At 62.3% G+C, this 25,270-nt stretch carries 21 protein-coding genes and 1 tRNA gene; 7 read left to right on the top strand and 15 right to left on the bottom strand.

Annotated features, from left to right (window positions below):
- Positions 1 to 81: 81 nt before the first annotated feature.
- Complete coding sequence (locus JWV26_RS01475; protein WP_072425351.1) at positions 82 to 1,515, bottom strand: M48 family metalloprotease; 1,434 nt, start codon at positions 1,513 to 1,515, stop codon at positions 82 to 84.
- Positions 1,516 to 1,623: 108 nt separating this feature from the next.
- Here JWV26_RS01475 and JWV26_RS01470 point away from each other — a divergent pair, with 108 nt between their 5' ends.
- Entirely contained in the window at positions 1,624 to 1,863 is a 240-nt protein-coding gene (locus JWV26_RS01470) for a sulfurtransferase TusA family protein (RefSeq protein WP_074916198.1), read from the top strand.
- Between the two features lie 114 nt (positions 1,864 to 1,977).
- A complete protein-coding gene (locus JWV26_RS01465) occupies positions 1,978 to 3,042 on the top strand; it encodes an AI-2E family transporter (RefSeq protein ID WP_072425350.1) in 1,065 nt (354 codons plus the stop codon).
- Positions 3,043 to 3,309: 267 nt separating this feature from the next.
- Here the strand turns inward: JWV26_RS01465 and JWV26_RS01460 are convergent, their stop codons facing one another.
- Positions 3,310 to 3,783 (bottom strand): peroxiredoxin, encoded by a 474-nt coding sequence (locus tag JWV26_RS01460; protein ID WP_017679082.1) that lies wholly within the window; start codon positions 3,781 to 3,783, stop codon positions 3,310 to 3,312.
- Positions 3,784 to 3,805: 22 nt separating this feature from the next.
- Positions 3,806 to 4,363 (bottom strand): glycine cleavage system transcriptional repressor, encoded by a 558-nt coding sequence (locus JWV26_RS01455; RefSeq protein ID WP_072425349.1) that lies wholly within the window; start codon positions 4,361 to 4,363, stop codon positions 3,806 to 3,808.
- A 247-nt stretch (positions 4,364 to 4,610) separates the two neighbouring features.
- Here JWV26_RS01455 and dapA point away from each other — a divergent pair, with 247 nt between their 5' ends.
- From dapA to JWV26_RS01430, 5 genes are all read left to right on the top strand, one after another.
- Positions 4,611 to 5,489 carry a 4-hydroxy-tetrahydrodipicolinate synthase gene (gene dapA, locus JWV26_RS01450; protein WP_003460631.1) on the top strand — a complete coding sequence of 293 codons (879 nt, stop codon included), beginning with the start codon at positions 4,611 to 4,613 and terminating at the stop codon, positions 5,487 to 5,489.
- A 16-nt stretch (positions 5,490 to 5,505) separates the two neighbouring features.
- A complete protein-coding gene (gene bamC, locus JWV26_RS01445) occupies positions 5,506 to 6,627 on the top strand; it encodes an outer membrane protein assembly factor BamC (RefSeq protein WP_093050709.1) in 1,122 nt (373 codons plus the stop codon).
- A gap of 113 nt (positions 6,628 to 6,740) precedes the next feature.
- Complete coding sequence (locus JWV26_RS01440; RefSeq protein ID WP_072425347.1) at positions 6,741 to 7,610, top strand: phosphoribosylaminoimidazolesuccinocarboxamide synthase; 870 nt, start codon at positions 6,741 to 6,743, stop codon at positions 7,608 to 7,610.
- Between the two features lie 118 nt (positions 7,611 to 7,728).
- Positions 7,729 to 7,818 (top strand) — tRNA-Ser (locus tag JWV26_RS01435).
- 414 nt (positions 7,819 to 8,232) lie between these two features.
- Positions 8,233 to 8,913, top strand: a complete 681-nt coding sequence (locus JWV26_RS01430; RefSeq protein WP_206418216.1) for a polysaccharide lyase family 7 protein — start codon at positions 8,233 to 8,235, stop codon at positions 8,911 to 8,913.
- Between the two features lie 60 nt (positions 8,914 to 8,973).
- On the opposite strand, the gene JWV26_RS01425 is transcribed toward JWV26_RS01430, so the two are convergent.
- The 12 genes from JWV26_RS01425 to JWV26_RS01370 form a co-directional block, all read right to left on the bottom strand.
- A complete protein-coding gene (locus tag JWV26_RS01425; protein ID WP_206418215.1) occupies positions 8,974 to 10,455 on the bottom strand; it encodes a right-handed parallel beta-helix repeat-containing protein in 1,482 nt (493 codons plus the stop codon).
- Positions 10,456 to 10,469: 14 nt separating this feature from the next.
- Positions 10,470 to 11,585: a polysaccharide lyase gene (locus tag JWV26_RS01420; RefSeq protein WP_206418214.1), complete on the bottom strand. Its 1,116-nt coding sequence runs from the start codon at positions 11,583 to 11,585 to the stop codon at positions 10,470 to 10,472.
- Positions 11,576 to 12,979 (bottom strand): alginate O-acetyltransferase AlgX-related protein, encoded by a 1,404-nt coding sequence (locus tag JWV26_RS01415; protein ID WP_241201264.1) that lies wholly within the window; start codon positions 12,977 to 12,979, stop codon positions 11,576 to 11,578. Before JWV26_RS01415 ends, JWV26_RS01420 begins: the two co-directional genes overlap by 10 nt.
- A gap of 49 nt (positions 12,980 to 13,028) precedes the next feature.
- Positions 13,029 to 13,670 (bottom strand): alginate O-acetyltransferase AlgF, encoded by a 642-nt coding sequence (locus JWV26_RS01410; protein ID WP_093050724.1) that lies wholly within the window; start codon positions 13,668 to 13,670, stop codon positions 13,029 to 13,031.
- A gap of 15 nt (positions 13,671 to 13,685) precedes the next feature.
- A complete protein-coding gene (locus tag JWV26_RS01405; RefSeq protein WP_206418212.1) occupies positions 13,686 to 14,789 on the bottom strand; it encodes an alginate O-acetyltransferase in 1,104 nt (367 codons plus the stop codon).
- 10 nt (positions 14,790 to 14,799) lie between these two features.
- Positions 14,800 to 16,233, bottom strand: coding sequence for an MBOAT family O-acyltransferase (locus JWV26_RS01400; protein WP_206418211.1), 1,434 nt, complete (start codon positions 16,231 to 16,233; stop codon positions 14,800 to 14,802).
- A gap of 17 nt (positions 16,234 to 16,250) precedes the next feature.
- Positions 16,251 to 17,642 (bottom strand): alginate export family protein, encoded by a 1,392-nt coding sequence (locus tag JWV26_RS01395; RefSeq protein WP_206418210.1) that lies wholly within the window; start codon positions 17,640 to 17,642, stop codon positions 16,251 to 16,253.
- On the bottom strand, positions 17,639 to 19,114 hold the full coding sequence (locus tag JWV26_RS01390; RefSeq protein WP_206418209.1) for a tetratricopeptide repeat protein: 1,476 nt from the start codon (positions 19,112 to 19,114) through the stop codon (positions 17,639 to 17,641). Before JWV26_RS01390 ends, JWV26_RS01395 begins: the two co-directional genes overlap by 4 nt.
- 7 nt (positions 19,115 to 19,121) lie before the next feature.
- Positions 19,122 to 20,267, bottom strand: coding sequence for a PilZ domain-containing protein (locus tag JWV26_RS01385; RefSeq protein WP_206418208.1), 1,146 nt, complete (start codon positions 20,265 to 20,267; stop codon positions 19,122 to 19,124).
- Between the two features lie 17 nt (positions 20,268 to 20,284).
- Positions 20,285 to 21,805 carry a glycosyltransferase gene (locus tag JWV26_RS01380; RefSeq protein ID WP_017679099.1) on the bottom strand — a complete coding sequence of 507 codons (1,521 nt, stop codon included), beginning with the start codon at positions 21,803 to 21,805 and terminating at the stop codon, positions 20,285 to 20,287.
- Positions 21,806 to 21,866: 61 nt separating this feature from the next.
- Positions 21,867 to 23,291: a mannose-1-phosphate guanylyltransferase/mannose-6-phosphate isomerase gene (locus JWV26_RS01375; protein ID WP_093050739.1), complete on the bottom strand. Its 1,425-nt coding sequence runs from the start codon at positions 23,289 to 23,291 to the stop codon at positions 21,867 to 21,869.
- Positions 23,292 to 23,455: 164 nt separating this feature from the next.
- Positions 23,456 to 24,766: a nucleotide sugar dehydrogenase gene (locus JWV26_RS01370; RefSeq protein ID WP_079783364.1), complete on the bottom strand. Its 1,311-nt coding sequence runs from the start codon at positions 24,764 to 24,766 to the stop codon at positions 23,456 to 23,458.
- Between the last annotated feature and the right edge of the window lie 504 nt (positions 24,767 to 25,270).

The raw sequence follows: 25,270 nt of genomic DNA, 5'->3' as shown, positions 1-25,270 counted from the left end.
GCACCCTACGGTGCCGCCATGGGCGACGGGTAGGGTGCGCCGTGCGCACCGCCACTATCAGGCTATTCGCTGCAGTCCCGATCAGCGCAGCATCTGCTCGACCAGGCGCTTCTCTTCGGAGAGTTCGCGCTGACGGGCATCGATGCGCGAGGCCAGCTGGAAGTTGTTGCTGGCACGGCGCTTGGCGAAGTCCAGCTGCTCGATGGCCTGGTTGTAGTCGCCGACCAGGGCGAAGAACTCCGCGCGTGCCTGGTGCAGGCCGATGGTGTTGCCGCTCAGGCCACGCACCTCGGCGACCTGGTACCAGACGTCCGGGTCCTTGGCGCGAGTCTTGAGCAGATTGTCCAGGGCGCGCTCGGCATCGGCGATGCGTTGCTGCTTGAGCAGCAGATCGACGCGAGCCTGCTGCAATGGGTAGTTGCTCGGGTAGAGGGTGAACATGCGCTCCAGACGTCGCTCGGCAGCGTCCAGGCGGTTGGCCGCCATATCCAGCTCGATCTGCGCCAGGTTGTAGGTGATATCGTCCGGGGTCTTGCTCAGCAGCGGCGCCAGGGTTTCACCGGCTTCGGCGAGTTGGCCGGTTTTCATCTGCGCCAGCACCAGACCGTAGCGTGCGGCATCGAGGCCGGGGTTCTCGTCGAGCATGGCGCGAAAGCGCTTGGCCGCAACGCCCGGCGTCTCTTCGTAGGTCAGTTGCACGCGGGCGCGCATCAACTGGTAGCGCAAGCTGTCTTCGCGGCCCGTGGCCGGGTACTGTTCCGCGCGGTTGCGGGTGTCGGCAATACGCGATTCCGACACCGGGTGGGTGAGCAGGAATTCCGGCGGGCGGGCGTCGTAACGGTACTGACGCATCAGCCGTTCGAACATCAGCGGCATGGCGCGTGGGTCGTAGCCGGCCTTTTCCAGGTTGACCAGGCCGATGCGGTCGGCCTCCTGTTCGTTCTGCCGGGAGAAACGCCGTTGTTCCTGAATGGCAGCGGCCTGGGTCGACATGATGGTGGCGATGCCCGCATCACCAGCACCTGCAGCAGCGGCGACGATACCGGCAAGCATGGCGGCCATCAGCGGCAGTTGCATGCGTTGCTGGGCTTCGACGCCACGGGCGAAGTGGCGCTGCGACAAGTGCGCCAATTCGTGCGCCATGACCGAGGCGTACTCGGCTTCGGTCTGGGCATAAAGGAACAGGCCACCGTTGACCCCGACGATCCCGCCGGGGGCGGCGAAGGCGTTGAGCTGCGGGCTATTGAGCAACACGAACTCCAGGCGGCGGTCCTGCAGTTGGCTGGTTTCCGACAGACGATAGACGCTGGTCTCGACGAAATCCTTCAGTTGCGGATCGTCCAGTTGTGAAACCTGGCCACGCAGCAGGCCGAGCCAGGCACGGCCGAGCTGGTGCTCTTGCTGGGGCGAGACGATCGAGGAGCTGGCGTCGCCTAGCGACGGCAGGTCACTGGCACCCGTGTGGGCGGCGAACAGGCAGGCCAGCGTCAGCAGGGTGGGGCGCAGAAAAGTCATGCACTCAGGGCTCTCGGGAGGCAAAGGCGTTACTGTAGCCGGCCAGCTACCGCGCTGGCCAGGGTTGTGGCGGCTTGGGTATCCTAGCCGACCTATCAGGAGTAGATGATGACAGACGTACCGGCTTTCGATGCTGAACTCGATGCCTGCGGGCTGAACTGCCCGCTGCCCTTGCTCAAGGCCAAGCTCGAACTCAATCGCCTGGCCAGTGGCGCGGTGCTCAAGGTCAGCGCCACTGACGCCGGCTCGCAGCGCGACTTTCGCGCCTTCGCCAGCCTGGCCGGGCATGCGCTGCTGCATGAAGAGCTCGAGGCAGGCATTTACCGCTATTGGCTGCGCAAGGCCTGAACAGCTGTTGCAGCTTGAAACATATCCCCGTAGTCATTCATGCGCGGCGTGCGCCATTTTTCATATGGCGGGCGTAGTGAAAGAACCGGCATTTCTCTGCGTTAAGGAATTCTGATGGTCAAGGTTTTGCGTAGTTGGCTGCATCGTTACTTCTCCGACGAACAGGCGGTTGTGTTGGCGGTGCTGTTGGTGCTGGGTTTTGCCGTGGTGCTGACGCTGGGCGGCATGCTCGCGCCGGTGCTGACCGGCCTGGTGCTGGCCTTTCTCATGCAGGGGCTGGTCAACGGTTTGGAGCGCCTGAAGGTGCCGCAGGTGCTGGCGGTCTGGCTGGTGTTCACCCTGTTCATGGGCGGCCTGACGGTGTTTATGCTGGTGCTGATGCCGCTGCTCTGGCAGCAGTTGAGCACGCTGTTCAATGAACTGCCGCGTATGGCCGCCGAATGGCAATCGGTGTTCCTGCTGCTGCCGGAGCGTTACCCGAACCTGATCACCGACGCGCAGGTCGTGCAACTGATCGACAGCATGCGCGGCGAAGCTGGCAAGTTCGGCCAGTGGGCGCTGTCGTTCTCCCTGTCCAGCCTGCCGATGCTGGTCAGTGTGATGATCTACCTGGTGCTGGTGCCGATCCTGGTGTTCTTCTTCCTTAAGGACCGCGAGCAGATCGGCCAGTGGTTTCGCGGTTATCTGCCGCGCGAGCGCGCGTTGATCACGCAGGTCGCGCAGGAAATGAACCAGCAGATCGCCAACTACATCCGTGGCAAGTTCATCGAGATCATCATCTGCGGTGTGGTTACCTATATCGCCTTCGCCTACCTGGGCCTCAACTACGCCGCGCTGCTGGCGCTGCTGGTCGGCCTGTCGGTGGTGGTGCCTTATATCGGCGCGGTGGTGGTGACCGTGCCGGTGGCGCTGATCGGCCTGTTCCAGTGGGGCTGGAGCGATCAGTTTCTCTACCTGATGGTGGTCTACGGCATCATCCAGGCGCTCGATGGCAACGTGCTGGTGCCGCTGCTGTTCTCCGAGGCGGTCAACCTGCATCCGGTGGCGATCATTTGCGCCGTGCTGCTGTTCGGCGGGCTGTGGGGCTTCTGGGGCGTGTTCTTCGCGATTCCGCTGGCGACCCTGTTCAAGGCGGTGATCAACGCCTGGCCGCGTACCGAGCCGGTGTCCGCCGAATAAGGCGTCGATGGCAAAGGCCGTGCCTGGGTAATTAAGGGTTCCAACGCGGCCTTGCGTAGGAGCCCCGCCCTGGGGCTGGGGTGAGGCTTTTCGATTGCGCGCCACCCATGTTCGCGGCGGGGCGCCGCTCCTACACATGTGCTGCATCGATGCTTGGCTGAGCGGCATTAGCTTGGGCTTGCACAGCTCAAACCAGGCTAACGCCGAACAAAAACGCCGCGACTGCCACCATTGGCCGTCGCGGCGTTTCATTTGCAGGGCAGGGGCTCAGCCTTTGTTCAGGGCTTCGGCTGCCGCCAGCACCTTGTCGACATGGCCGGCGACCTTGACGTTGCGCCACTCTTCACGCAACACGCCGTCCTTGTCGATCAGGAAGGTACTGCGCACGATACCCATGTATTCCTTGCCGTAGTTCTTCTTCAACTGGTACACGCCGAACAGATCGCACAGCTGGTGCTCTTCGTCGCTGATCAGCTCGAAGGGAAACGCCTGCTTGCACTTGAAGCTTTCGTGCTTCTTCAGGCTGTCCATCGACACGCCGAAGATCAGCGTGTTGGCCGCCTTGAACTGCTCGAAGCGAGCGCTGAAGTCCATACCCTCGGTGGTGCAGCCCGGGGTCGCGTCCTTCGGATAGAAATACAGCACGACCTGCTGGCCCTTGAGGGCGGACAGCTTTACCTGCTGGCCACTGGTGGCCTCGGCCTGGAAGTCGGCAACGGCTTTGTCGAGTTCAACGGGCATGGAAACTCCTTGCATGCGGCTATCAGGGATTCTGTGGGCGCCAAGGTTCGATCAAGGCATCCAGATTCAGCGCATCGGCGAAATCGAGGAACTGGTCGCGCAGCCAGCTGATCTGCGTGCCGGCTGGTAGCGTCACGGTCAGGGTGGCGTTGAGCATGGTGCCGCCGGTCTGTGGCGCCTGGTAGGTGTCGCAGGTCAGGGCTTCCAGCTCGACGCGGTGGTCGATGAAGAACTGGCACAGCTCGTTGAGAATGTCCGGGCGGTACACGGCGCTGACGTAGGCCACATAAGGCAGCGCCTGCGGGCGCACTTCGGCGGCGGCGCTGCGCGCCAGGTCCACGCTGAAATCATGCTTCTTGGCCAGCAGCGGCAGGCTCGACTCCAGGCGCGCCAGTGCGTCCCAGCTACCGGACACCTGCAGCACCAGGGCGCTGAATTCACCGTGACGGCTCAGGCGAGTGCTGATCACCGCACAACGGTTCTCATGGCTGGTGCGGCTGAGCAGGTTGGTCAGGGCCATGGCATCGCGGCCAAGAGCGCTGATGACGAGGAATTGTTCGCGAACGGGGGGGGTGGACATGCAGCCTTCCTAAAGCGATGAACGGTCCACGCACGAGAAGCCGCAGACCAAAGACAGCAGGTTAGCGAAAAGCACCGCCGAGGGGAATGGCGATGCCTTGTGCATCGGACGATGGCCTGCGCCGATAGCCGGTCGTGGAAAAACGCAGGTAGTGTTCAAACGACCTGATAAGCCCCTGTCCGTTGCTTGTGCCGGATTGGTGGCACCAGTACCATTACGGCTCAATTTTTCCGGCAGGAGCGGTTGCATGATTGCGGGCAGTATGGTGGCACTGGTCACGCCCATGGATGCGCAGGGTGGTCTGGATTGGGAGGCCCTGAGCAAATTGGTGGATTTCCACCTGCAAGAGGGCACCAATGCCATCGTCGCGGTCGGCACCACTGGTGAGTCCGCCACGCTGGAAGTGCCCGAGCACATCGAAGTGATCAAGCGCGTGGTCAAGCAGGTTGCCGGCCGTATCCCGGTGATCGCCGGCACCGGTGGCAACTCCACCCGTGAATCGGTCGAGCTGACCCGTGCCGCGCAGGAAGTCGGCGCCGACGCCGCCCTGCTGGTCACCCCGTACTACAACAAGCCGACCCAGGAAGGCCTGTACCTGCATTTCCGCCACATCGCCGAAGCCGTCTCGATCCCGCAGATCCTCTACAACGTGCCGGGCCGTACCGTGTGCGACATGCTGCCGGAGACCGTCGAGCGCCTGTCGAAGATCGACAACATCATCGGCATCAAGGAAGCCACCGGCGACCTGCAGCGCGCTCAGGACGTGCTGGATCGCGTCAGCAAGGATTTCCTCGTCTATTCCGGTGACGACGCCACTGCCGTCGAACTGATGCTGCTGGGCGGCAAGGGCAACATCTCCGTCACCGCCAACGTTGCGCCGCGTGCCATGAGCGACCTGTGCGCCGCCGCCATGCGTGGCGAGGCGGCCATCGCCCGCGCCATCAACGACCGTCTGATGCCGCTGCACAAGGCACTGTTCCTCGAATCCAACCCGATTCCGGTGAAATGGGCGCTGCACGAAATGGGTCTGATGGGCGACGGTATTCGTCTGCCGCTGACCTGGCTCAGCCCGCGCTGTCACGAACCGCTGCGCCAGGCCATGCGCCAGTGCGGTGTATTGGCTTAACTCAAGGATTCTACGCATGAAGCGACTGGCCGGATTTTCCGCCCTTGCTCTGATCGTCTCCAGTACCAGCGGTTGCGGCTGGCTCTGGGGTGAAAATGGCTACTTCCGTGATCGCGGCAGCGACTACCTGGAAGCGCGCCAGACTGCACCGATGCAATTGCCGGCCGATGTCCAGGCCAAGCGTCTCGATCCGCTGCTGCCGGTGCCTGCCCAGGTGGCCAGCAGCACCGCGACCCCCGCTGAGTTCGAAGTGCCGCGCCCGCAAGGCCTGCAGGTACGTGCCGACGAGCGCGAGTTCAGCCTGCAGCGCAGCGGCGATTCGCGTTGGGTCGTGGCCCAGCGCGTGCCGGCCGAAGTCTGGCCGCTGGTGCGTCAGTTCTTCGAGGACAACGGTTTCCGTATCGCCAGCGAGCGTCCGCAAACCGGTGAGTTCATCACCTCCTGGCAGCGTTTCGATGAGCTCTCCACGAGCATGGCGCGCAGTCTGAGCAGCCGCGTTTCCGGCGTTGCGGCGGATGCCGAAACCCGCGTGCGCGTGCGCATCGAGCCGGGCGTGCAGCGCAACACCAGTGAAGTTTTCGTCACCAGCGCCGAGCGTTCTGCCGGCAGCACTGCCGATGTTGATTTCGCTGCCCGTAGCGGCAATGCCAGCCTCGAAGCTGCACTGCTCGACGAAATGCTGGTGAGCATGGCCCGTGGCGTGGAGCAGGGCGGCTCGGTATCGCTGCTCGCCGCACGCGACTACGATGCGCCCAGCCGCGTCAGCCTGAGCGAAGACGGCAACGGCAACCCGGTGCTCAACCTCGGTGCCGATTTCGACCGTGCCTGGTCCGGCGTCGGTCGTTCGCTGGAGCTCGGCAACGTGCGCGTCGACGACCTCAACCGCAGCCTTGGCCTGTACTACATCAACATGGCCGAAGGCGCTCAGATCAACGAAGAGAAGCCAGGCTTCTTCGGTCGCCTGTTCGGCAGCGCGCCGAGCAAGGAAGAGATCGAAGCCCGCGCCGAGCGCTACCAGGTGCGCCTGACTCCGGTTGGCGATGGCGTCCAGGTCACCGTGGAAAAAGACCTCAACACCATTGCCCCGGCCGATGTATCGCGCCGCGTGCTGAGCCTGATCCAGGATAATCTCGGCTGACTGGCGCCAGCAGGCCGTTGAACAACGGCCTGCAGCGCGCTCCAGCCGTTAATCGATGGGCGAAACCCGCAAAGGTTTCGCCTGTTTTGTTTGCCAGAAACGGAAATGCCGACATGAGCACACCCACCACCCTGAGCCTGAAGAAGATCTACTCGGGCAAGGTCCGCGACCTCTACGAAATCGACGACAAGCGCATGCTGATGGTGGCCACCGATCGTCTGTCGGCATTCGACGTCATCCTCGAACAACCGATTCCGGAGAAGGGCAAGATCCTCACCGCCATCTCCAACTTCTGGTTCGACAAGCTGGCTGGCGTGGTGCCCAACCACTTCACCGGTGACAAGGTCGAGGACGTCGTGTCCGCCGCCGAGCTGCCACTGGTTGAAGGCCGTGCGGTGGTCGCCAAGCGCCTCAAGCCCGTCGCCGTGGAAGCCATCGTGCGTGGCTACATCGTCGGCTCCGGCTGGAAGGAATACCAGAAGAGCGGCACCGTCTGCGGCATCGCCCTGCCGGCTGGCCTGAAGGAAGCGGCCAAACTGCCGCAACCGATCTTCACCCCCTCGACCAAGGCCGCCGTGGGCGATCATGACGAGAACATCAGCTTCGAGCAGTGCGAAGCCATCATCGGCGCCGAACTGGCTGCCCAGGTGCGTGACACGGCGATCAAGCTGTACACCACGGCTGTCGAGTATGCCGCTACCCGCGGCATCATCATTGCCGACACCAAGTTCGAATTCGGCCTGGACGAAGACGGCACCCTGACCCTGATGGACGAAGTGCTGACCCCGGACTCCAGTCGCTTCTGGCCGGCCGACAGCTACGCCGAAGGCAGCAACCCGCCGAGCTTCGACAAGCAGTTCGTGCGCGACTGGCTGGAATCCACCGGCTGGAACAAGCAAGCCCCGGCCCCGGCCGTACCGGCAGATGTCGCGCAGAAAACCGCTGACAAGTACCGCGAAGCGCTGACCCGCCTGACCGCCTGAGCCCTGCGAGAGAAGGCCGGGCAGCCCCCGGCTTTTTCACAAGCGCCTGATAGAACACGAAAAATTTTCAAAATAAGCTTCGCCAAAGCGCATTCAGCTGTTATGATTCGCGCCGCTTGGGAAGATGCCGGAGTGGTCGAACGGGACGGATTCGAAATCCGTTGTGTCAGCAATGGCACCTAGGGTTCAAATCCCTATCTTCCCGCCATATCCAAACCAAAGCCCCGAACCGCAATGCGCTTCGGGGCTTTGTCGTTTCCGGGTGTTTGCTTGTTCCAGCCGCAAATGGTCGAGCGCCCTCAAAGGAGTGCTAGCGCTCGCCGCGCTACAAAGCGCGAGCTGGCGCACATTTCTGCAAAGCGCTTGTTGGCGCCGGTTCCGTCAGTTTTGGCGCACTAATCGGCGTTTCGCTTGGGAAATTCCTTAACGATGAATAGGTGGATAGATTTTTCTGTTGGCCATGTTTTATGAAGTCAAAAAAATAGCGCCAGCATGGTGACGGATGGTCGTTAACTGCCGCTGAGAGTGCCGATATTCTCCGCTGCAACGCTCGAAGCGATGCTGGCACGGCCATGGATAGATCGGGCGTAGACCACTGTTTCACCCTTGGAGTACCGCCCCCATGATCGACCTGTCCACCTGGAACCTGACCATCCCTGTCGGTGTTCCAGCCGCCGTTATTTCCACTCCCGTTCTGGCCGGTGGTTATCAGGATCACTACTTTCAGTCCAAGGAGGGCAGGCTGTTTTTCTGGGCGCCGGTCAACGGCACCACGACAGCCAACTCGACCTACCCGCGCAGTGAGTTGCGCGAGACGTTCGCCAACGGTGCTCTGCGCAATTGGCCCTATAGCGCTGCGGATAACGTACTGACCGCCACGGCGAGAATCACCCAGGTGCCTTCGAACGGGTTGATCGCCTTTTCCCAGATCCATTCGAAGAACGGCACTTCGCCCCCCGTGATGCTGGGCTATCAATCCTTGTCGCCCACTGGCTATGGCAATGTGGTGATTTCGTTTCGCGGCAATCCGGCCGGCGCCAATGCAACCAAGATCGTGCTGTCGAGCAAGATCAAGCTGAATCAGGATTTCAGTTATGAGGTGTTTCTGGCGAAGAACGGCAGGCTGACGATTGGCCTGGTCGAGCCCGGTGGTGCGGTCAAGACCTGGAGCGGTGTACTCAACTCGGCCTGGGCCAGCCATAATTTGTATTTCAAGGCGGGCGTTTACACGCTCGACAACAACGGCAATGAGACCAGTGCCGGGGCTGCCGTGTTTTCAGCGTTGAAAGTCGAGCATCGTTAGTGTCCTGGCCTGCACTCGGATCAGGATGAGTGCAGGCTTTTTGGCCACGTCTGGCGTAGGTCAGTTGGTGCAGGTGGGGGCGTCTGCGCTGCTGCTGGTGCCGGTCAGGGGCTGGGATATCTGCAGGTGGCAGTTGCGCCGCACGGTGTTGTCGAGGATCTGGCTCTGTAGCGGCAGCAGGTCGCCGATCAGCAGGTTCTGCAACAGCGGGTTGGCGCGGTACTGGTTGCTGCCCAGCACGGTGTTCTGCATGCCTTCCACGCGGATCATGGCTTTGCCGATGCTTTCCAGGGTGTTGCCGGTGATGACCAGTTGGCCGGCGGTGAGCTGCTCGTTGCGCAGGCTGATGGCGTATTCGGGGGTGGACTGGATGCGGTTGTCGATGATCAGGGCGCCGCTGAGCCCGCCTGCGTCGATGGCGCTGAGTCGGCTGTTGGCGATCAGGTTGTTCTCGATCAGCAGCCCGGCGCCGCCGTTGATCTGCCGCAGCATCAGGCCGTAGCCCCTGGACGCACCGAGGCGGTTGTTCTCGATCAGCAGGGCGCCGCTCTGCTCGCTGACTTCGATGGCGCTCTTGCCGGTGTGCAGGATCAGGTTGTTCTGAATGCGCCCGCTGCTGCTGCCGCCGATGCGGATGCCGCTGTTGTGCTTTACGTCGTCGATGCGGTTGTCTGCGATCAGGAAGCGGCTGTTGCCCAGATCGATGCCGTACTGCTGCAGGTGGCTGAACTGGTTGTTGCGGATCAGGGCCTCGCTGTGGCGCAGCTCCAGGGCGCTGGCCATGCTGTCGAAGCGGCTGTTGTCGATCAGGATGCGCGCCGCCGGCCGAGTGGCCGATTGCTGCGCGCTGATGCCGCTGCTTATGCCGCGGGAGAAGTTGGCGTTGTAGCCGATCTTGACCAGGTGCGAGTCGACAACCCGCAGTCGGCTGCCGGCCCAGTTCATGATGAAGGGGCGGGTAGGGCGGTCGGTGGCCAGCGCGCGGCCGTCGCTCCAGCTTTCCAGGCGCGAGCCTTTTACCTGCAGCAAACCCTGGTTGATCAGCGCGGTGCCCGATGGGCCGAAGAGGTAGAGCACCTGATCGTCGATGAGCAGAGCAGCGTCTTCGGCGATCATCAGCGGGTAGCTGAGCAGGTAACCGTCTTCATGTTTACGCAGAACCTGTGGGTCGTTCAGCTGTGCGTGCAGTTGCGCAAGGGTGACGCTGCCGCCGCGAATGACCACTGTACGTGGGTGTTGCGCCTGGTAGCCGGCGATGGCGCGGAACAGGCCGTTGTGCACGAACGGCTCGAAGGGCCAACTGCCCGCCTGCGCGGAGTACATCGGCTCCAGGCTGGCGTTGCCGCGCTGCGCCGGTGCCTGCAGGTCGAAGGCCGGTGGCTGGCTGTGTTGCATGATCTGCTGGCTGGTGCGCTGTTGCTGCTGCTGTTGCCATTGCGGGTCCAGCGTGTGCAAGGCCGTCGGGCCGCCGAGGGCACTCAGGCTGCAGGCTGCGCAGGCCGTCAGCAGCAGCGCGCGGGAGAGGGTCAGTGCCTGGGACATGGTGGCATCCTGCGTCAGTTGAGCTGGGGGTACAGCGGTTTCAGATCGCCGCCTACCTGGCTGTAGTGATTGATGGCTTTGCCGTGTGCCTGGTACAGGCGTGCGGCCCATTGGTGCTGCGGATAGCGAGTGAGAAAGGGCAGCACCCAGACCATCTTGTGCGGGCCGACTTCGCTCTGGCGCTCGGTCAGTTCCGCCAGGGTCTTGGGCTCCAGCACGGCGCGCGCGGCAAAGTTGGCCAGGCCGGCGAGTTTCTCGCGCTCCTGCTCGGTGAGCGGGCGACCGTTATGTTCGGCAGCCTCCACCAGCAGCATCAGCGGCACCAGGGCGTATTGGCTGTAGTCGGCAGCCAGGCGGCCGCGCGCGACCTCCAGGGGCAGGTACTGGTAGTCGCCCCTGCCGGGGGTGAGCTGGGCGAAGGCGCGGCGCAGCGCGACATCGGCCCAGGCCAGGGCGCGGTCATCGTCGAGCAGCATGGCGGTGGCGGCCACGGCCCAGGCGGCCCAGTAGTCGTGGTTGTTGAAGTAGATGCCGCTGTCGTAGCGGCGTGGTTCGTACTCGGCCATCACCTTGGCCGACAGCTGGCCCAGCCAGCGCGTCTGAACGGCGCTCAGCTGATAGCGCTGATCGCTCAAGGCCTGCACCTTGAGCAGTGTCGAGGCGATGGCGGCCAGCGCCCATTTGCGCGAGGCGACGCCGGTCTTGCTGGCGTCGTCGCTGAGTAGTGCCGATTTGCCGGCCCAGGCATCGAGCCACAGGTTCAGGCAGGCCAGGGCAGTGGTGGCTTCGTTGGCCTTGCTGGTGCGCTGGAACACCTGAGTCGCTTTCACCAGGCCGCCGATGTATTGCTTGACCTGCTGGCGGATGCGTTCGGTGTCCTTGCTCTGGCGCGCCACCAACCGCGATTTGCTGGCGTCGCTCTGGTCGTACTTGCTGTCCAGTTGCAGGTGCCCGGTGTAGGCGGCAGGCGGTTTTTTCGGGCAGCTTTCGTTGCGGTAGTCGCCCGTCATCTGCGCCGCTATGTTCGGCGTGTGGTTGCTCCAGATCGACTGCGTGGCGCTGGCGCTCATGGGGCCGGCGAGCAGCACCAGCATGGCTGTCAGGCGGCCGGGCGAAATCCTTACAGGCATAGCTTGGTCTCGATCTGGAAGGGCTGTTCCACCACCTGGGTAGGCTCGAGCAGCACCGACAGCAGGTTGGCGTCGCGGAACTCCGCGGCGCGGCTCAGTTCCAGGTAGTACTGGCCGCCGGTGACGATGGCCTCGCGGCGAAACCACACCTTGTCGCGCGTGCCGTTGTCGTAGTAAGTGATGATGTAGAAGTTCTTGATGTTGGGGTCGCTGATGCGGATGTCGAGCACCGCATTGCGCCCCTTGAGGTCCTTGCGCTGCGCACCGGCGTTGCTGAGCAGTTCGAGACGGTCGTTGAGGCCCATGGCCGGGCGTTCGACGCGGGTTTCGAGCAGGCTGTCGCTGGCTTTGCAGCCGCCGTTGACGGCCGGGATCAGCTGGCGGTACATCAGGTCGCCATCGAGGCGATAGTTGGCCGGCAGTTCCCAGATGATCAGCTTGGGCGCCTTGTCCGGGGCGTAGTTGGACGACAGCAGGTATTCCAGCAGCGAGCCGTCCTGGCCCGCACCGGGCAGGGCGTAGTTGATCAGGTCGCTGCTCAGGTACTGCTTGAGAAAACCGTCGAAGTTGAACTGCTTGGTCTCGTCTTCACGGGCGGCGGAGTTACTGGTGCCGACCAGGACGATTTCCGGGTCGGGTTGCTCTTCGAACAGCAGGGCAGCGTCGTTGTCTTCCGGCACGGTCTGGTAACCGGGCACGAACTGATAACCGAAGTGGTTGCCGCAGATCGCCGCCAGGCCGAGGTTGAGGGTACCGTCCTTGTACAGGGTCAGGGTTTGCTCGGTGGCGTAGCCCTTGCGCGGCAGTTGCGCGTAGACCGGGTGCTGGCGAATGGCGTCGGCGGTGACCCGGGCGGTGGCCTCTGCACCTACCGGGGTCCAGTGGTGGTCGCGGCGGAAGAAGAAATCCTTCGGCGGTTGCTCCACCAGGGTCATGATGTCCGGAACGATGGCGCCGCCATCACGCATCTGCTGCAGGAACTTGCGCAGGTTGGCGCTGGCGCGCGCGTAATCGAAGCCATGCATCTGTCCCGGCTGCAGCTGGGCACGATGCATCAGGCCGCGAGTCGGTTGCACGGCCACCGCCACCTGGGTGCCATGGCTGGCGAACGCACGCATCAGGCGGGCGAATTCCGGCTGCATGGCCGGCGGAATGCCGAACTCGTTGGTCAGGTCGACTTCCGAACGAAACAGCCAGCGGTCGCTCCCCGGCACGATTTGCTTGAGTGACTTCATGTTGCCTTCGGCATATTCCTCGGGCGCACTGAGTTGCGGACAGATCAGGCATTGCAAATCCGTGCATTCATCGGTCTTTTCACCCTGAACCGCAGCGGAGGCGTTCTGTACGCTCGCTGCGATCAGGCTGCCGACGGCCAGTAGAAAATAGTGCTTCATGCTCTTTGGGATCATCGTCCGCTCACTTGTTTGGCTGGCCGTTCAGGGTTCATTCGCTGGGGTCGATGCTGTTGGCCAGGGTTATCGCGCGGTAGCCGTTGGCTGCGGGCAGCAGGGCATAGCTGTAGGAGCGGCCCTTTTTCAGGAAAAGCTCGTCGAAGCCGATCAGTTGTTCGGTGTCGGCGTAGGCGGCGAAGGCGATCTTCAGCTCGTTGACCATGCGACTGCCGGTCTCGTCGCGCTTGATGGTGTCGACCACCACGTGCTGCCCGTCGACGGTCTTCAACGCCGCCGGCTTGTCGGTGAGGTTGTAGAAGGCGATCTGCGCCTTGCGCGGTTCGTTGACGAACTGGTCGGCGATCAGCAGCAGCTGGCCGTCGCGGTAGATCACCGTGCTGGCGGTGTTGGCCTTCAGCTCATGCTCGATCGCCTGGTTGGCCACGGCGATGCGCTGCTTGCCCGGCGCGACGAAGCGATATCCGCCGAACTGCCCGCCGGTGACGACCTGAGGCTTGTTCTTGCCGCTGAGGGTGACTTCGATGTTGCGTTCGCTGAGGTTGAGGACTCGCACGAAAGCCGAGTTGGCCGGGGCCACTGGGTCGTAAAGGTCGGCGTTGCCGTCCTGGGCTTGGGCGGCGGCGCTGGCGATCGTCAGCAGGATGATCAGGGCGCGGAAAATGAGGGCAGGCATACGACGGTACCTCGGTCAGTGTTGGGCAGTTTCTGGCGTAGCCAGGGGAGAAGGAATCTGACGCTGGGCGAGCAGGGTGCGCAGGGGGAATTCCCAGATCACCGTTCGCAGCTCGCCGCTTTTTGCGGCTGGGCCGGCGAGAAATTCGTTCATCGATTGGAATGGGCCGCGGGCTTCCAGCGCGACGCTTACCAGGTCGCGCTGCAGGGCCTCTTTGAGAAAACCGACGAAGTTCCAGTCATCGATGCGCGTGTAACTGGTGCCGACCAGCGCCAGTGATACGGCCTCTTCGCCGAACAGGCTGTCGGCGAGGTCGTTGCGGCTCTGCTGCAGGGTTTCGTAGAGCTGGATATGCACCGGCTCGAAATAGCTGGGGGCCAGCCTGGGGTCGAACTTGAGGTAGTTGAGCAGGTCGCCGGTCACCTCTTTTTCGCTGACGGCCTGGGTCAGGTAAGGGGTCTCGCCCTGCAGTTCAGGAAACTGCTTGGCCAGGGTCTGGGCTGCCAGTTCGGCGCCCCTCGGGCTCCAGTGGGTGTCGTTACGCAGGAACAGCTGCTCGGTGGCCGCCGCACTCTGGTAGGCGCTGCGCAGGTCCACGGTGTCGATGCCGTGGTCGTGCAGGCGTTGGCTGAAGTGTTGGTACAGGCCGCTGATCTGCTCCGAAGGGACATAGGTTGAGTGTACGGCGTAGGTGTCCAGCTTCATCGGAACCGGTAGGACGATGAGCCGCGCGCCCTGTTGCGCCAGTTGCGCGCGCACCTTGTCGATCAGCGCGACTTGTCGCTCCAGGTTGCCCTCGAGGTCACGGGGTTGCAGGTATTCCTGGTTGGTGAACAACCATCCGTCGCGGCCCAGCACCACGCCGCTGGCGCCTTCACGAAAGATCGCGTGCTGGATGTTGGCCCATAGCTCGACGGACGGGTCGCGCAGGAACAATTGCTTGTCGTAGAACTGTTCGAACTTGCGCACCAGTTTGCCGTCGAGAAACAGCGAAAGGGCCTGGGTCTGTGTGCCGGCGAAGGCGAACACCGTCGGCAGCGAGTACAGGAACATGGCGCACAGCATCACGCAGAAGAGAATCCCATTGATCTTGCTGGCCGAGTTCATCACCGGAAACATGGGGGCATCCTCAGAACTGGAAGTACAGGAAGGGTGAGAAGGAGTTCGCGGCCAGGCGCGTCAGCGTCAGCAGGAAACCGACCCACAGCAACAGGGCGCTGAAGCCTCCGACGTGTTGCATGAAGTACTGGTCCTTGTGAGTGCCGGCGTAATAGCGAATGTTGATGCCGCCGGCGATGATGATCCACAGCAGGGCGATCAGGGTGAAGGTCATGGTCATGGCGGAGGTGCCGAACCAGTACAGGTCCAGCGAGCCGATGCCATTGAGGCCGATCAGCGCCTGATAGACCTGCAGGGCGTGCGGCAGGTTGCCGGTGAAGAACAGCGGCATGCAGGAGGCCAGCACGAACATGCAGCGGGCATTGCGCCAGAAGTTGTAGGGCGTGTTGACCTTGGTGGCGATGTCCAGCTTGCGCTCGAGCACCATGGCTATGCCGAAGAACAGCCCCCAGAAGATGAAGGCGAAGCTCGGCCCGTGCCAGAGCCCCGACAGCACCATGGTGATGACCAGCCCGACCAGCATGCCGACCAGGCGCTTGCGCACCAGTGGCATGTACACGTAGTCGCGCAGGAAATCGGCCAGGGTCATGTGCCAGCGCTGCCAGAACTCGGTGATGCTCTGCGCGATATAGGGCTGGTTGAAGTTCTCGGCGAAGCGAAAGCCCATCATCATGCCCAGGCCGATGGCCATGTCGCTGTAGCCGGAGAAGTCGAAATAAAGCTGCAGGGCCGAGATAAATAGGCCGAACCAGGCATCGGCCATCTGCAGTTCGCCGCCGCCACTGATGAACAGGGTGTTCATCGGCGCCAGAGAGTCGGCGATCAGCACTTTCTTGATGAAACCGAGCATGAAGCGGCAGGCACCCAGGGAGAACAGCTCCAGCGAATGGGTGCGGTTCTTCAGCTGCTTGTCGATCAGGCTGTAGCGCAGGATCGGCCCGGCGATCAGTTGCGGGAAGAGGGCGATATAGGCGGCAAAATCGACGAAGCGATTGGTCGGCTCGGCATTGCGACGATAGATGTCGACGATGTAGCTCAGTGCCTGGAACACATAGAAGGAGATGCCCAGCGGCAGAATGATGTGTTCCAGGGTGAAGGTATTGATGCCCAGCGGTTCCAGCACCGCCACCAGCACGTCGGCACCGAAGTTGGCGTACTTGAAGTAGCCGAGCGTGGCCAGGTTGCCGATCACGCCGACGGTCAACAGGCGAAAGGCGATTTTCTTCTCGCCGACATCGATCCGCGCCTTGATGCGCAGGCCGAACCAGTAGTTCCAGTACGAGATGGCGACGAACAGCAGCAGGAAGTCCGGACGCCACCAGGCGTAGAACAGGTAGCTGCCGAGCACGATCACGTACGAACGCCAGTGGTCCTTGGCTATGTAGTAACAGAGCAGGAACACTGGCAGGAACAGGAACAGAAAGACGTTGGAGGCGAAGATCATGCTAGCGCTGCTCTCGGTCAGTAAGTCAGGGTTATGCCCAGCGTCAGTTGATAGTCATCACCGATTTCCAGCGCACTGCCGGCCTTGAAGTAGCTCAGGCTGGCCAGGGTGTTGAGCTGTACCCGCTTGCCGTCGTAGGCCAGCGGGAACATGCGCCAGTAGTGGTTGATGTCGAGCACCTGGCCCAGATGGGACGAGCCGGTATCGCGCACCACGTCTTCGGTGGTGGTGCGCAGGGGCAGTTGCGCCGAACGGTTGCGCAGATGCAGATCGCTGATGCGCATATCCAGCGCAGTGCGGTCGGTGGGCTGGGTTTCCAGCACGATGCCGTAGAAGGCCAGGTTGCTCAGGTTGACGCTGACCAGGTTGCTGACCAGACGACTGCTGTAGCTCAGCGGATCGTTGCGCCGGTCGGACTGAATGCGGTTGAGGGTGAAACCGTCGCTGCCGCTGTCGTCTGGGCGATCGGTGATGCCACCACTGATGCCTACGCGTGGTGTCCATGGCAGTGTTTCGAAGCGCTTGCCGACATCCGCCACCACGGCCCAGCCGGTCTTGTCGCCGCTGTCGCGCAGGCCATTGTTCTGTGTGGTTTCCAGCCTGCCGTCGAGTGCCGCGACTTCCAGATGGTAGTCGCTGACCAGCGATGTCAGATGGCGGGTGTCACCATGCAGGAATACGCCATAACGTAGGCCATCGAAATCCTGGCGATCATCCGGCGAGCTGCCCGAGTAGTCGTCCTCGTGCAGCAGGCGCGCACCGATCCAGTGATCGGCGTGCCAGCGCCAGGCGTACTCGGCCATCAGGTAGCGGATCTTCTTGTCGCGCGGGTCGAGTCGGTTGTCGTCGGAGTTGTAGTAGTAGAACTTCTCGGCTATGGCGACGAAGCCTTTGGCGAAACTGTCGTTGTAGTCCAGGCGCAGGGCTTCGATGCTGTCGTCCCACCAGATGCCGAAACGATCACTGAAGCGCTGGCGGCCGAAAGTCGCGGAGAAGCGCGGGTCATCGCCCAGCAGGTTGCGGCGTACATAGAACTCGCGGGCTTCGCTGTAGGCATGGCGCCGACTCGACAGGTTCTCGTCGTTGCCCTCGTCGCTTTGCAGGGCATTCGGATCGGTGTCGTAGTTGAGCCACAGACGGCCGAAGGCTTCCCACTTGGCCCAGCGTTGCTCGGGGGAGTACCAGCGATAGGACGGCTCGTAGCGCAGGCTGAAGAAGCTGCGACGGTCTTCGCCCAGGCGCGTTTCGTCCGGCCCGTAGCCGGTACGTAGGAACAGCTTGTGTGTCAGCAGCGAGGTGACCGGCTCCAGCTCGGGCGAGGTGATGCTGGTTTCTTCCGCGTGCAGCAGACCGAGTGGCATACAGGCGAGCAGCAGGGCTGCGCGGCCAAGGGAATTGGGAGCGCTCACAGTGTGGATTCCTCGATAAGACGGTTGCCTTCGGCGGCGGCTATATCGCGCTGTTCAGGCGTGAGCCGGGTGCTGAGCGAGTGCATCAGATCGGTGGCGCGCTGGTCGCCCAGCTCGTGGGCGGCATAGGCGAAGGCGTAGGCCTTGCCGTTATCGCGGCAGATGGCGCGGCCGTAGGTATAGAGGCGGGCGATGCGCAGCAGGGCGTTCGCCGAGCCCTGGCGGGCCTCTGCCAGGTACAGTTCCAGGGCGCGATCCTGATCGGGCTCGTCCAGCCCGCCCTGGCTGTACAGGTCGCCTTCGAGAAGCTGGGCCTCGGGATACTGCTCGGCCTGCAGCTCGGTGATCAGGCGTTGGCTCAAGCGCGGATCGAGGGTGCGCCACAGCACCATGTGCAGGCTGGCGCGCAGTGCCTTGATGCGCTGCGGGGTGATCGGGTTTTCCCGTTCGGCCATGCTCAGGGTCAGGTTCTCGCCCTGGCGTTGTTCCAGGCGTTGGATCAGGGCCAGCACCGGCTCCGGGCTGTAGCGGTCTGGCGCGGTCATGAGGAAGCTGGCCTTGCTCAGCATGGCCGGGCCGAAATCACGCTCGATGGCGTTGTCCAGCCACTGCAGCACTTCCCGGTCGAGCTGTTCGACCAGGCTGGCATGGGCCTTCGCCTTGACTTCGCGGGCTTCTTTTTCTTCGTCGGTCTGCGCGCGAGTGGTCGGGCGGTTGTTGTTAAAGGTGCTGATCTCGATGTTGCGGATGTTCGCCACCTGCTGGGCGATACGGTGCACCAGGTCGACCGGCAGCGCATTCATGCGCGGCGCCAGGCGTTCGGCGAAGGCGCGAAACAGCACGTTGCGCTGCTCGCCAAGAAACTCGTAATAGCGCTGCACGGCACGCGGGTCGCTTTCCACGGCCAGCTGGAACCACTTCTCGGCTTCGCTTCTTTCGCCGTAGCGGGCTGCCGCCACCGCTCGGTACAGCGGCGCGTGGCAGTAGATCAGGCAGGCGCGGTCATAGAGTTCGATCAGGCGTGTGACTTCGTCCTGCGTGAACAGCTCGGGGTAGACCAGGAATACTTCCAGGCGCGTGTCGACGGCGATGAAGTCTCGTCCAGCGGTAAAGCGGCTGAGGGCCTGGCGCATGTATGCGCGATTGGCTTCGCGCCAGCGCGGTTTGTTGTCCACCAGGCGGGCCAGGGGGATCAGCGCGCCGATGTCCCCGCGGCCATCGGCAAAGGCCTGCTTGAACAGGTCGATGGCCTGCGTGGTATTCGCCGGGCTGCGGCCGGCCAGCACTTCGCCGAGCAGGCGCGTGGCGCCCAGGTCGCCACGCGCGGCCAGATGGCGCAGGTCTGCTTCGACCTCCGCCTGGCTATCCTGAAACAGCGCATAACGGACCTGCTCGAGGCTGCGTGCCGCATGCGCCGAGCTGGCGAGCGCCAGCGTCAGGGCGGTTGTGCATAGAAGGTATCTGACCGGCATGGCGACCTCAGAACGTCCAGCGCAGTGGCAGGCCGAGTTTGAAGTCGACGGCGGTCGGCAACTGATAGGCGCTGCGCGGCAACGCCTGATCCGGCTTGATGGTCAGCTCGACCATCTGCCGTTGGTCGTCGACGCGGCTGGCGACGATCTCGCCGCTGTAGATGGCGTCGCTACCCAGCACACGCATCTCGACCGCTCGCACGCGCTCGATCTTGTCCATGCGATCGAACGGCACGCTGGCCTTGACGTTCAGCGGCTGATCCAGCGGCAGCAGATGTACCAGCTGTTCCTGCTTGTAGGCGAAGCCATCCATGCGCGGGCGGGGGAAGTACAGGCTGCAGTCGCAGGGGCTGGCGATCACCGTCTCGACGGTCACGCGGCCGAGCAGGGCGGCTGCATCCTGCTCGGAGAGGCTGGCCAGGGCGGCGATGTCGGTCGGGCTGGTCAGGCTGCTGGCCAGTTGCGTGGACACGCTGGCCAGTGGCTGGCCGGTGCTCACGCTGGTCTGCTCGGGGCCGATCAGGTACTTGAGGTTGCCGTTCTCCGGCATGCTCACCACGTAGGCATTGGCGCTGACCACCGCCTGTGCGGCCGGCATCTGGAAGAACAGCAGGTAGCTCTTGTAGACGATCAGGCTCAGCGCGGCCAGGCCGGCGCCGAGAAACAGCATCGAGCCCAGCGCCGCTTGCAGGCGTTCCGTGGGCGTGCGCGAGCTGGCCTGCTTGGTCTTGCGCTCCTTGATGTAGTTCTCGCGCTGCATCACGTTGAACAGGCCGTTGATGTCGGCGATGTCGCCGGACATGTAGGCCGAGATGATGTAGCGCAGGATGTCGCGTTTCTGCCGATCCAGCTCGACGAACTCGGCACCCACTTCATGACCGCGCTGGGAGACGATCTTCAGCTTGGTGTCGATGTTCAGGTCGACCTGGTTCAGCTTCAGCTTGATCGAGCCCTGGAACAGGCTACCGAGCTTCAGTGGCTGCTCGTAGGACAGACCGATGCCGCCCAGGGAGATGTCCAGGATCTCGCATTCCACGCCGTTCAGGCCGTGACCTTGCAGGCTGATGCGGGCGGGGATCTTGGCGCGGACGAACTGGCGCTCATCGATCGCTTCGTGAACAACGTTTACGGGTAAGACAGTGGTGCTACTCATAGCATTCGCGCCTTTGCTTAAGGTTGCGTGAGTTCTAGCAGGACCGAAATGACCCCGAAGAAGATGGCAATGGAGGACAACAACATCGTCTTCGACGTCCATCGATTAAGGGCCGCATCGAAACTGACGCTGCCATTGCTGAGCGTGGTCTTTTGCCGGGTCCAGCTCTGCTGGTCCATGTGGAACATGGTGTAAACCTTCATCACCGAGCCGACGATCTGGTTGTAATACAGAACGAAGGGGTACATCGGATGCACCGGGTGCTTGGCGAAGAAGAACAACAGCGTTACCAGGGTGCGCGACAACAGCACCCAGAACAGGTACAGCAACAGGTACTGGATGCCGAACAGCAGGCCGGCCACCACCGAGGCGCTTAGGCCCATCAGGCAGGTCCACATGGACACGCGCTGGTCGTACAGCACGTACATGGTGAAAAGGCCCAGGCGGTCGAGGCCCAGCAGTCGGGTGGCGCGGAAGTTCTGCCGCAGCGAGTTGCCATACCAGCGGTACATCAGTTGCCGGGTCGCGCGCAGGAAGCTGTTATCTGGTGGATGCTCCACCGTCAGGGTGTGGCTGTCGGGCACGTAGAAGGTGTCCCAGCCGGCGCGCATCAGGCTGAACCAGGAGGACTTGTCGTCGCCGGTGAGGAACTGGAAGCGCCCCAGCCGCCAGTGGTCGAGGAAGTCGGCTTCCACGTCCTTGATGAATTCCGGGTTGGTCATCACGCTGGCACGGAAGAACGACAGGCGCCCGGTCATGGTCAGCACGCGTTTGCTCAGTGCCATCGAGCACATGTTGATGTGCCGCTGGACGAAGCGCATGGTGTGCCACTCCTGCATCAGCTTGCTGCCTTCCACCTCGCAGAACTCGTTGGTGGTGATGCCACCGACACTGGGCAGATAGGCGAACATGCTGACGGCGCGCTCGACGCAGCCGGGCAGCATCATGGTGTCGCCATCGACCACGCCGACCACGGCGTTCTCCAGAGGCATCTGCCGGGACAGCGCGCGGAAGGCATGCGCCAGGCCGTCGCGTTTGCCGGTGCCGCGGGCGCGCACGATGATCAGCTTGATGTCGTCGCGGTCGCGGACCTCCTGACGCATGATGTCCTTGATGAAGTTCTCGTCGCCTTTCTCCACGATCGAGGCGATGACGGTGCAGGGCACGGGCATGCGCTGCACTTCCTGAAACACCGACTGGTACACCTTGAAGGTGGTGTGGGTCGGGATGCGGAAGCTGGTCACCACCATGAACATGTGCTCGGGCAGCGCCGCGGCCCCCATGCGCTCGACGGCCTTGCGCATGCGTGGGAAACGCCAGTGCAGGAAGTACATGCCGCGCAGGTAGTGAGTGGCGGCGTTGCCGTAACGCCACATGCCCAGCGCGCCGATCAGAAAAATGAATTTCTGATGCGACGGGTCGAGGTAGCTCGGGTCGACCATTTCCGAGGCAAGCGCGAGCAGGGCGATCAGGCACGCCCAACCGCACAGCTTGCCGAAACCGGATGAGGTGTCGACCCCATTGAATAACCTAGGCATGTGACGTGCTTCCTCCAGTGAAGCCGTGTACGAGCGTCAGCCGCTGTGACGCTGAAAGTCGCTAGTTGACCGTGGCGTCGGTGCGGCCGTAGACATCCTCGAAGCGCTCGATGTCATCCTCACCCAGATAGCTGCCGGACTGGACCTCGATGATCTCCAGGGGAATCTTGCCGGGGTTGGCCAGGCGGTGAACGGCGGCGATGGGGATGTAGGTCGACTGGTTCTCCCAGAGCAGGAAGGTCTTGTCGTCACAGGTCACCCGCGCAGTGCCGGAGACCACGATCCAGTGCTCGGCACGGTGATGGTGCTTTTGCAGCGACAGGCTGGCGCCTGGCTTGACCACGATGCGTTTGACCTGAAAGCGGTTGCCACTGTCGATGGAGTCGTAGCTGCCCCACGGGCGATAGACCTGGCAATGGTTCTGCGCCTCGGGGCGCCCGTCGCTGGTGAGGGTGTTGACCAGTTGCTTGACGTCCTGCACGCGGTCCTTGTGGGCGACCATCACGGCGTCCTTGGTCTCCACCACCACCACGTCCTTCAGGCCGACCAGGGTCACCAGTTTGCTCTGGCTGTGGGCCAGGCAGTCCTGACTGTCGTGGATCACCACATCGCCAGAGCGGCTGTTGCCGTTGTCGTCCTTGTCCTGAACGTCCCACAGCGCGGACCAGGAGCCGACGTCGTTCCAGCCTGCAGCGAGCGGGACCACGCAGGCACGATCGGTCTTTTCCATCACCGCGTAGTCGATGGAGTTGTCCGGGCAGCACTCGAAGGAGCTGGGGTCGATGCGGATGAACTGCAGGTCGCTCTTGCTGCGGCTGAGCGCCAGCTGGCAGGTGTCGTAGATGTCCTGATCGTGGCGTTGCAGCTCTTCCAGATAGCGGCTGCAGCGGAACAGGAACATGCCGCTGTTCCAGACGTAGTCGCCTTGCGCCACGAACTCGCTGGCGGTGGCCAGGTCGGGCTTCTCGACGAACTGCTCGACTGACAGAACACCGCCCGGCAGCCCGGATCGCTCGCCGGTCCTGATATAGCCGTAACCGGTTTCAGGCCGCTCGGCGGGGATGCCGAACAGCACCATCTCGCCCTGTTCTGCAGCCTTGCGAGCCACGCCGAGTGCGTTATGGAATACCTGCAGGTCTTCGATCACGTGATCGGCCGGCAGAACCAGAAGCAGCTCGTCACGGCCAGCGGCGAGCAGGTGCATGGCGGCGATGGCCACGGCCGGCGCGGTGTTGCGGCCGAACGGCTCCAGCAGAATGGTCTGCGCCTCACTGCCGATAGCGGCAAGTTGCTCGCTGACGATGAAGCGATGTTCCTCGTTGCACACCACGATGGGTTTGCTGATGCCATCGATTGCCAGGCGGCCGAGCGTCTGCTGAAACAGTGTCTCGCTGCCGGTGAGGGCCAGGAACTGCTTGGGATACAGCTTGCGCGAGAGCGGCCAGAGTCTGGAGCCACTGCCGCCGGACAAAATCAGAGGAATCATGCTGTCACTCCTTGTAAACATCGATTCGGATCGTATGGGCAGTGAACTGGCGACACGCCATAACCAACCAAGCGACACTCAACCGATGCCGCCTCTGTTCTTGTTAGGCTCTGTACGAAAAGTGCCTTCGCGCGGCGACTTTTCGTTCAGGCCCTAGCTCTCTGCTACCAGCAGATGCCTTCCTTGTTGGCCTGGGTGGCATGTGCCATGAAACCCACGAGATCGACGATCTGTTTGTCATCGCCGACGCTGTCCATGACCTCGGCGAAGCGCTTTTCGCCATTGCCGATGATCAGTACATCGGATTGCGAGACCACCTCGTCGAGCTCCTTGCACAGCAGCGAGGAAACGTGGGGGATCTTCGATTCGATGTATTCCTTGTTCGCGCCGAACACGCGGGCGTACTCGACATTGCTGTCGAAAATGCGCAACTCGTAGCCTTTGCCGATCAGCATTTCGGCCAGCTCGACCAGAGGGCTTTCGCGCAAGTCGTCGGTGCCGGCCTTGAAGCTCAGGCCCAGCAGCCCGATGCGGCGCTTGTCGTAGTTGGTGACGATGTCGAAAGCCTTCTTCACCTGGGCGGCGTTGCTGCGCATAAGCGAATCGATCAGCGGCGCTTCCACGTCCAGGCTGCCGGCGCGGTAGGAGAGGGCGCGTACGTCCTTGGGCAGGCAGGAGCCGCCGAAGGCGAAGCCAGGTTTCATGTAGTACTTGGAGAGATTGAGCTTGTGATCCTGGCAGACCACGTCCATCACTTCGCGGCCATCGACGCCGGCTGCCTTGGCGATGTTGCCGATCTCGTTGGCGAAGGTGACCTTGGCTGCATGCCAGACGTTGCAGGTGTACTTGATCATTTCCGCCACTTCGATGGACTTGCGGATGATCGGAGCGTCCAGCTCACTGTACAGCTCCTGCAGCAGATCGCCGGACTGTTCGTCCAGCTCACCGATCACGGTCATGGCCGGGAAGTCGTAGTCCTTGATCGCGGTGCTTTCGCGGAGGAATTCCGGGTTGGTGGCCACGCCGAAATCGACACCGGCTTTCTTGCCGGACGCTGCTTCGATCAGAGGAATCACCACATTCTTTACCGTGCCTGGCAGAACCGTGCTGCGCACAACCACGGTGTGGCGCTCCTGCTTGTCGCGCAGGGCGGTACCGATCTGCTTGCACACCGATTCCATGTAGCCAAGGTCAAGGTCGCCATTGCGCTTGCTCGGCGTACCCACGGCAATGAAGGACAGTTCGCTGGCCAGTACTGCGGCGCCCACATCGGTGGTGCCACGCAGCAGGCCGGAGTTGACGCCGGCTTCGAGCAGTTCGGCGAGGCCGGGTTCGACGATGGGGGACTTGCCTTGATTGATCAGGTCGATCTTGGTTTGCGATACGTCGACGCCAATGACTTCATGGCCGCGAGCCGACAAACAACCGGCGCATACGGCGCCCACATAACCCAGTCCAAAGATGCTGATTCGCATAGATCCCTCTCTCATATAATTGAGCTAGCCGATTTGAACTGGCCAACATCCGTGTTCATTAAGTACGCCACTAAGATTGCGTAATGGTTACTGCAATCGAATGGGGTGCTCGAATGGCGCGGATACTAAGTTGGCTGTTTTGGCATTTCAAGCAAAACGTGAACCAAAAGTTATGAATTGTGCGACTATCACTTTCTTTAATATTTTTTGTAATTAAAACAATAACTTATAATTGCTATTTTTTAGGCGCCAAAAAATAGTTGCATCTATTTAGTGTGTTATTTTTATGGCGCCATAAAAACATTATTCTTTGTGCTTAGTTGTATGGCACTGGAGTAAGACCCTGCTCGTAAGTTGTGCATAAGTGCGTTGCGCTGTTTCAGCATCACGAGAGAGGGGGCTGATCAGCCGTCATGCGAACGTGCTGGGTCATGTTGGGCGGGGGCGAGAGCTGCCAGGGGAGCGTCTCCGCTCTGTGAAGCATGCCGCGCAATTGAGGCTTGG

The sequence above is a fragment of the Ectopseudomonas toyotomiensis genome (genome assembly GCF_017167985.1).
GTDB classification, from domain to species: domain Bacteria; phylum Pseudomonadota; class Gammaproteobacteria; order Pseudomonadales; family Pseudomonadaceae; genus Aquipseudomonas; species Aquipseudomonas toyotomiensis.
The sequence above is the reverse complement of the archived record's forward strand: the minus strand, read 5'-3'. Positions and strand labels throughout refer to the sequence as shown.

Coding starts and splice junctions, on each gene's coding strand:
- JWV26_RS01385 (WP_206418208.1), bottom strand. CDS start 20,267: ATGAGTAGCACCACTGTCTTACCCGTAAACGTTGTTCACGAAGCGATC.
- JWV26_RS01400 (WP_206418211.1), bottom strand. CDS start 16,233: ATGATCTTCGCCTCCAACGTCTTTCTGTTCCTGTTCCTGCCAGTGTTC.
- JWV26_RS01430 (WP_206418216.1), top strand. CDS start 8,233: ATGATCGACCTGTCCACCTGGAACCTGACCATCCCTGTCGGTGTTCCA.
- JWV26_RS01415 (WP_241201264.1), bottom strand. CDS start 12,979: ATGAAGCACTATTTTCTACTGGCCGTCGGCAGCCTGATCGCAGCGAGC.
- dapA (WP_003460631.1), top strand. CDS start 4,611: ATGATTGCGGGCAGTATGGTGGCACTGGTCACGCCCATGGATGCGCAG.
- JWV26_RS01380 (WP_017679099.1), bottom strand. CDS start 21,805: ATGCCTAGGTTATTCAATGGGGTCGACACCTCATCCGGTTTCGGCAAG.
- JWV26_RS01370 (WP_079783364.1), bottom strand. CDS start 24,766: ATGCGAATCAGCATCTTTGGACTGGGTTATGTGGGCGCCGTATGCGCC.
- JWV26_RS01460 (WP_017679082.1), bottom strand. CDS start 3,783: ATGCCCGTTGAACTCGACAAAGCCGTTGCCGACTTCCAGGCCGAGGCC.
- JWV26_RS01475 (WP_072425351.1), bottom strand. CDS start 1,515: ATGACTTTTCTGCGCCCCACCCTGCTGACGCTGGCCTGCCTGTTCGCC.
- JWV26_RS01375 (WP_093050739.1), bottom strand. CDS start 23,291: ATGATTCCTCTGATTTTGTCCGGCGGCAGTGGCTCCAGACTCTGGCCG.
- JWV26_RS01410 (WP_093050724.1), bottom strand. CDS start 13,670: ATGCCTGCCCTCATTTTCCGCGCCCTGATCATCCTGCTGACGATCGCC.
- JWV26_RS01465 (WP_072425350.1), top strand. CDS start 1,978: ATGGTCAAGGTTTTGCGTAGTTGGCTGCATCGTTACTTCTCCGACGAA.
- JWV26_RS01420 (WP_206418214.1), bottom strand. CDS start 11,585: ATGCCTGTAAGGATTTCGCCCGGCCGCCTGACAGCCATGCTGGTGCTG.
- JWV26_RS01390 (WP_206418209.1), bottom strand. CDS start 19,114: ATGCCGGTCAGATACCTTCTATGCACAACCGCCCTGACGCTGGCGCTC.
- JWV26_RS01405 (WP_206418212.1), bottom strand. CDS start 14,789: ATGTTTCCGGTGATGAACTCGGCCAGCAAGATCAATGGGATTCTCTTC.
- JWV26_RS01470 (WP_074916198.1), top strand. CDS start 1,624: ATGACAGACGTACCGGCTTTCGATGCTGAACTCGATGCCTGCGGGCTG.
- bamC (WP_093050709.1), top strand. CDS start 5,506: ATGAAGCGACTGGCCGGATTTTCCGCCCTTGCTCTGATCGTCTCCAGT.
- JWV26_RS01455 (WP_072425349.1), bottom strand. CDS start 4,363: ATGTCCACCCCCCCCGTTCGCGAACAATTCCTCGTCATCAGCGCTCTT.
- JWV26_RS01425 (WP_206418215.1), bottom strand. CDS start 10,455: ATGTCCCAGGCACTGACCCTCTCCCGCGCGCTGCTGCTGACGGCCTGC.
- JWV26_RS01440 (WP_072425347.1), top strand. CDS start 6,741: ATGAGCACACCCACCACCCTGAGCCTGAAGAAGATCTACTCGGGCAAG.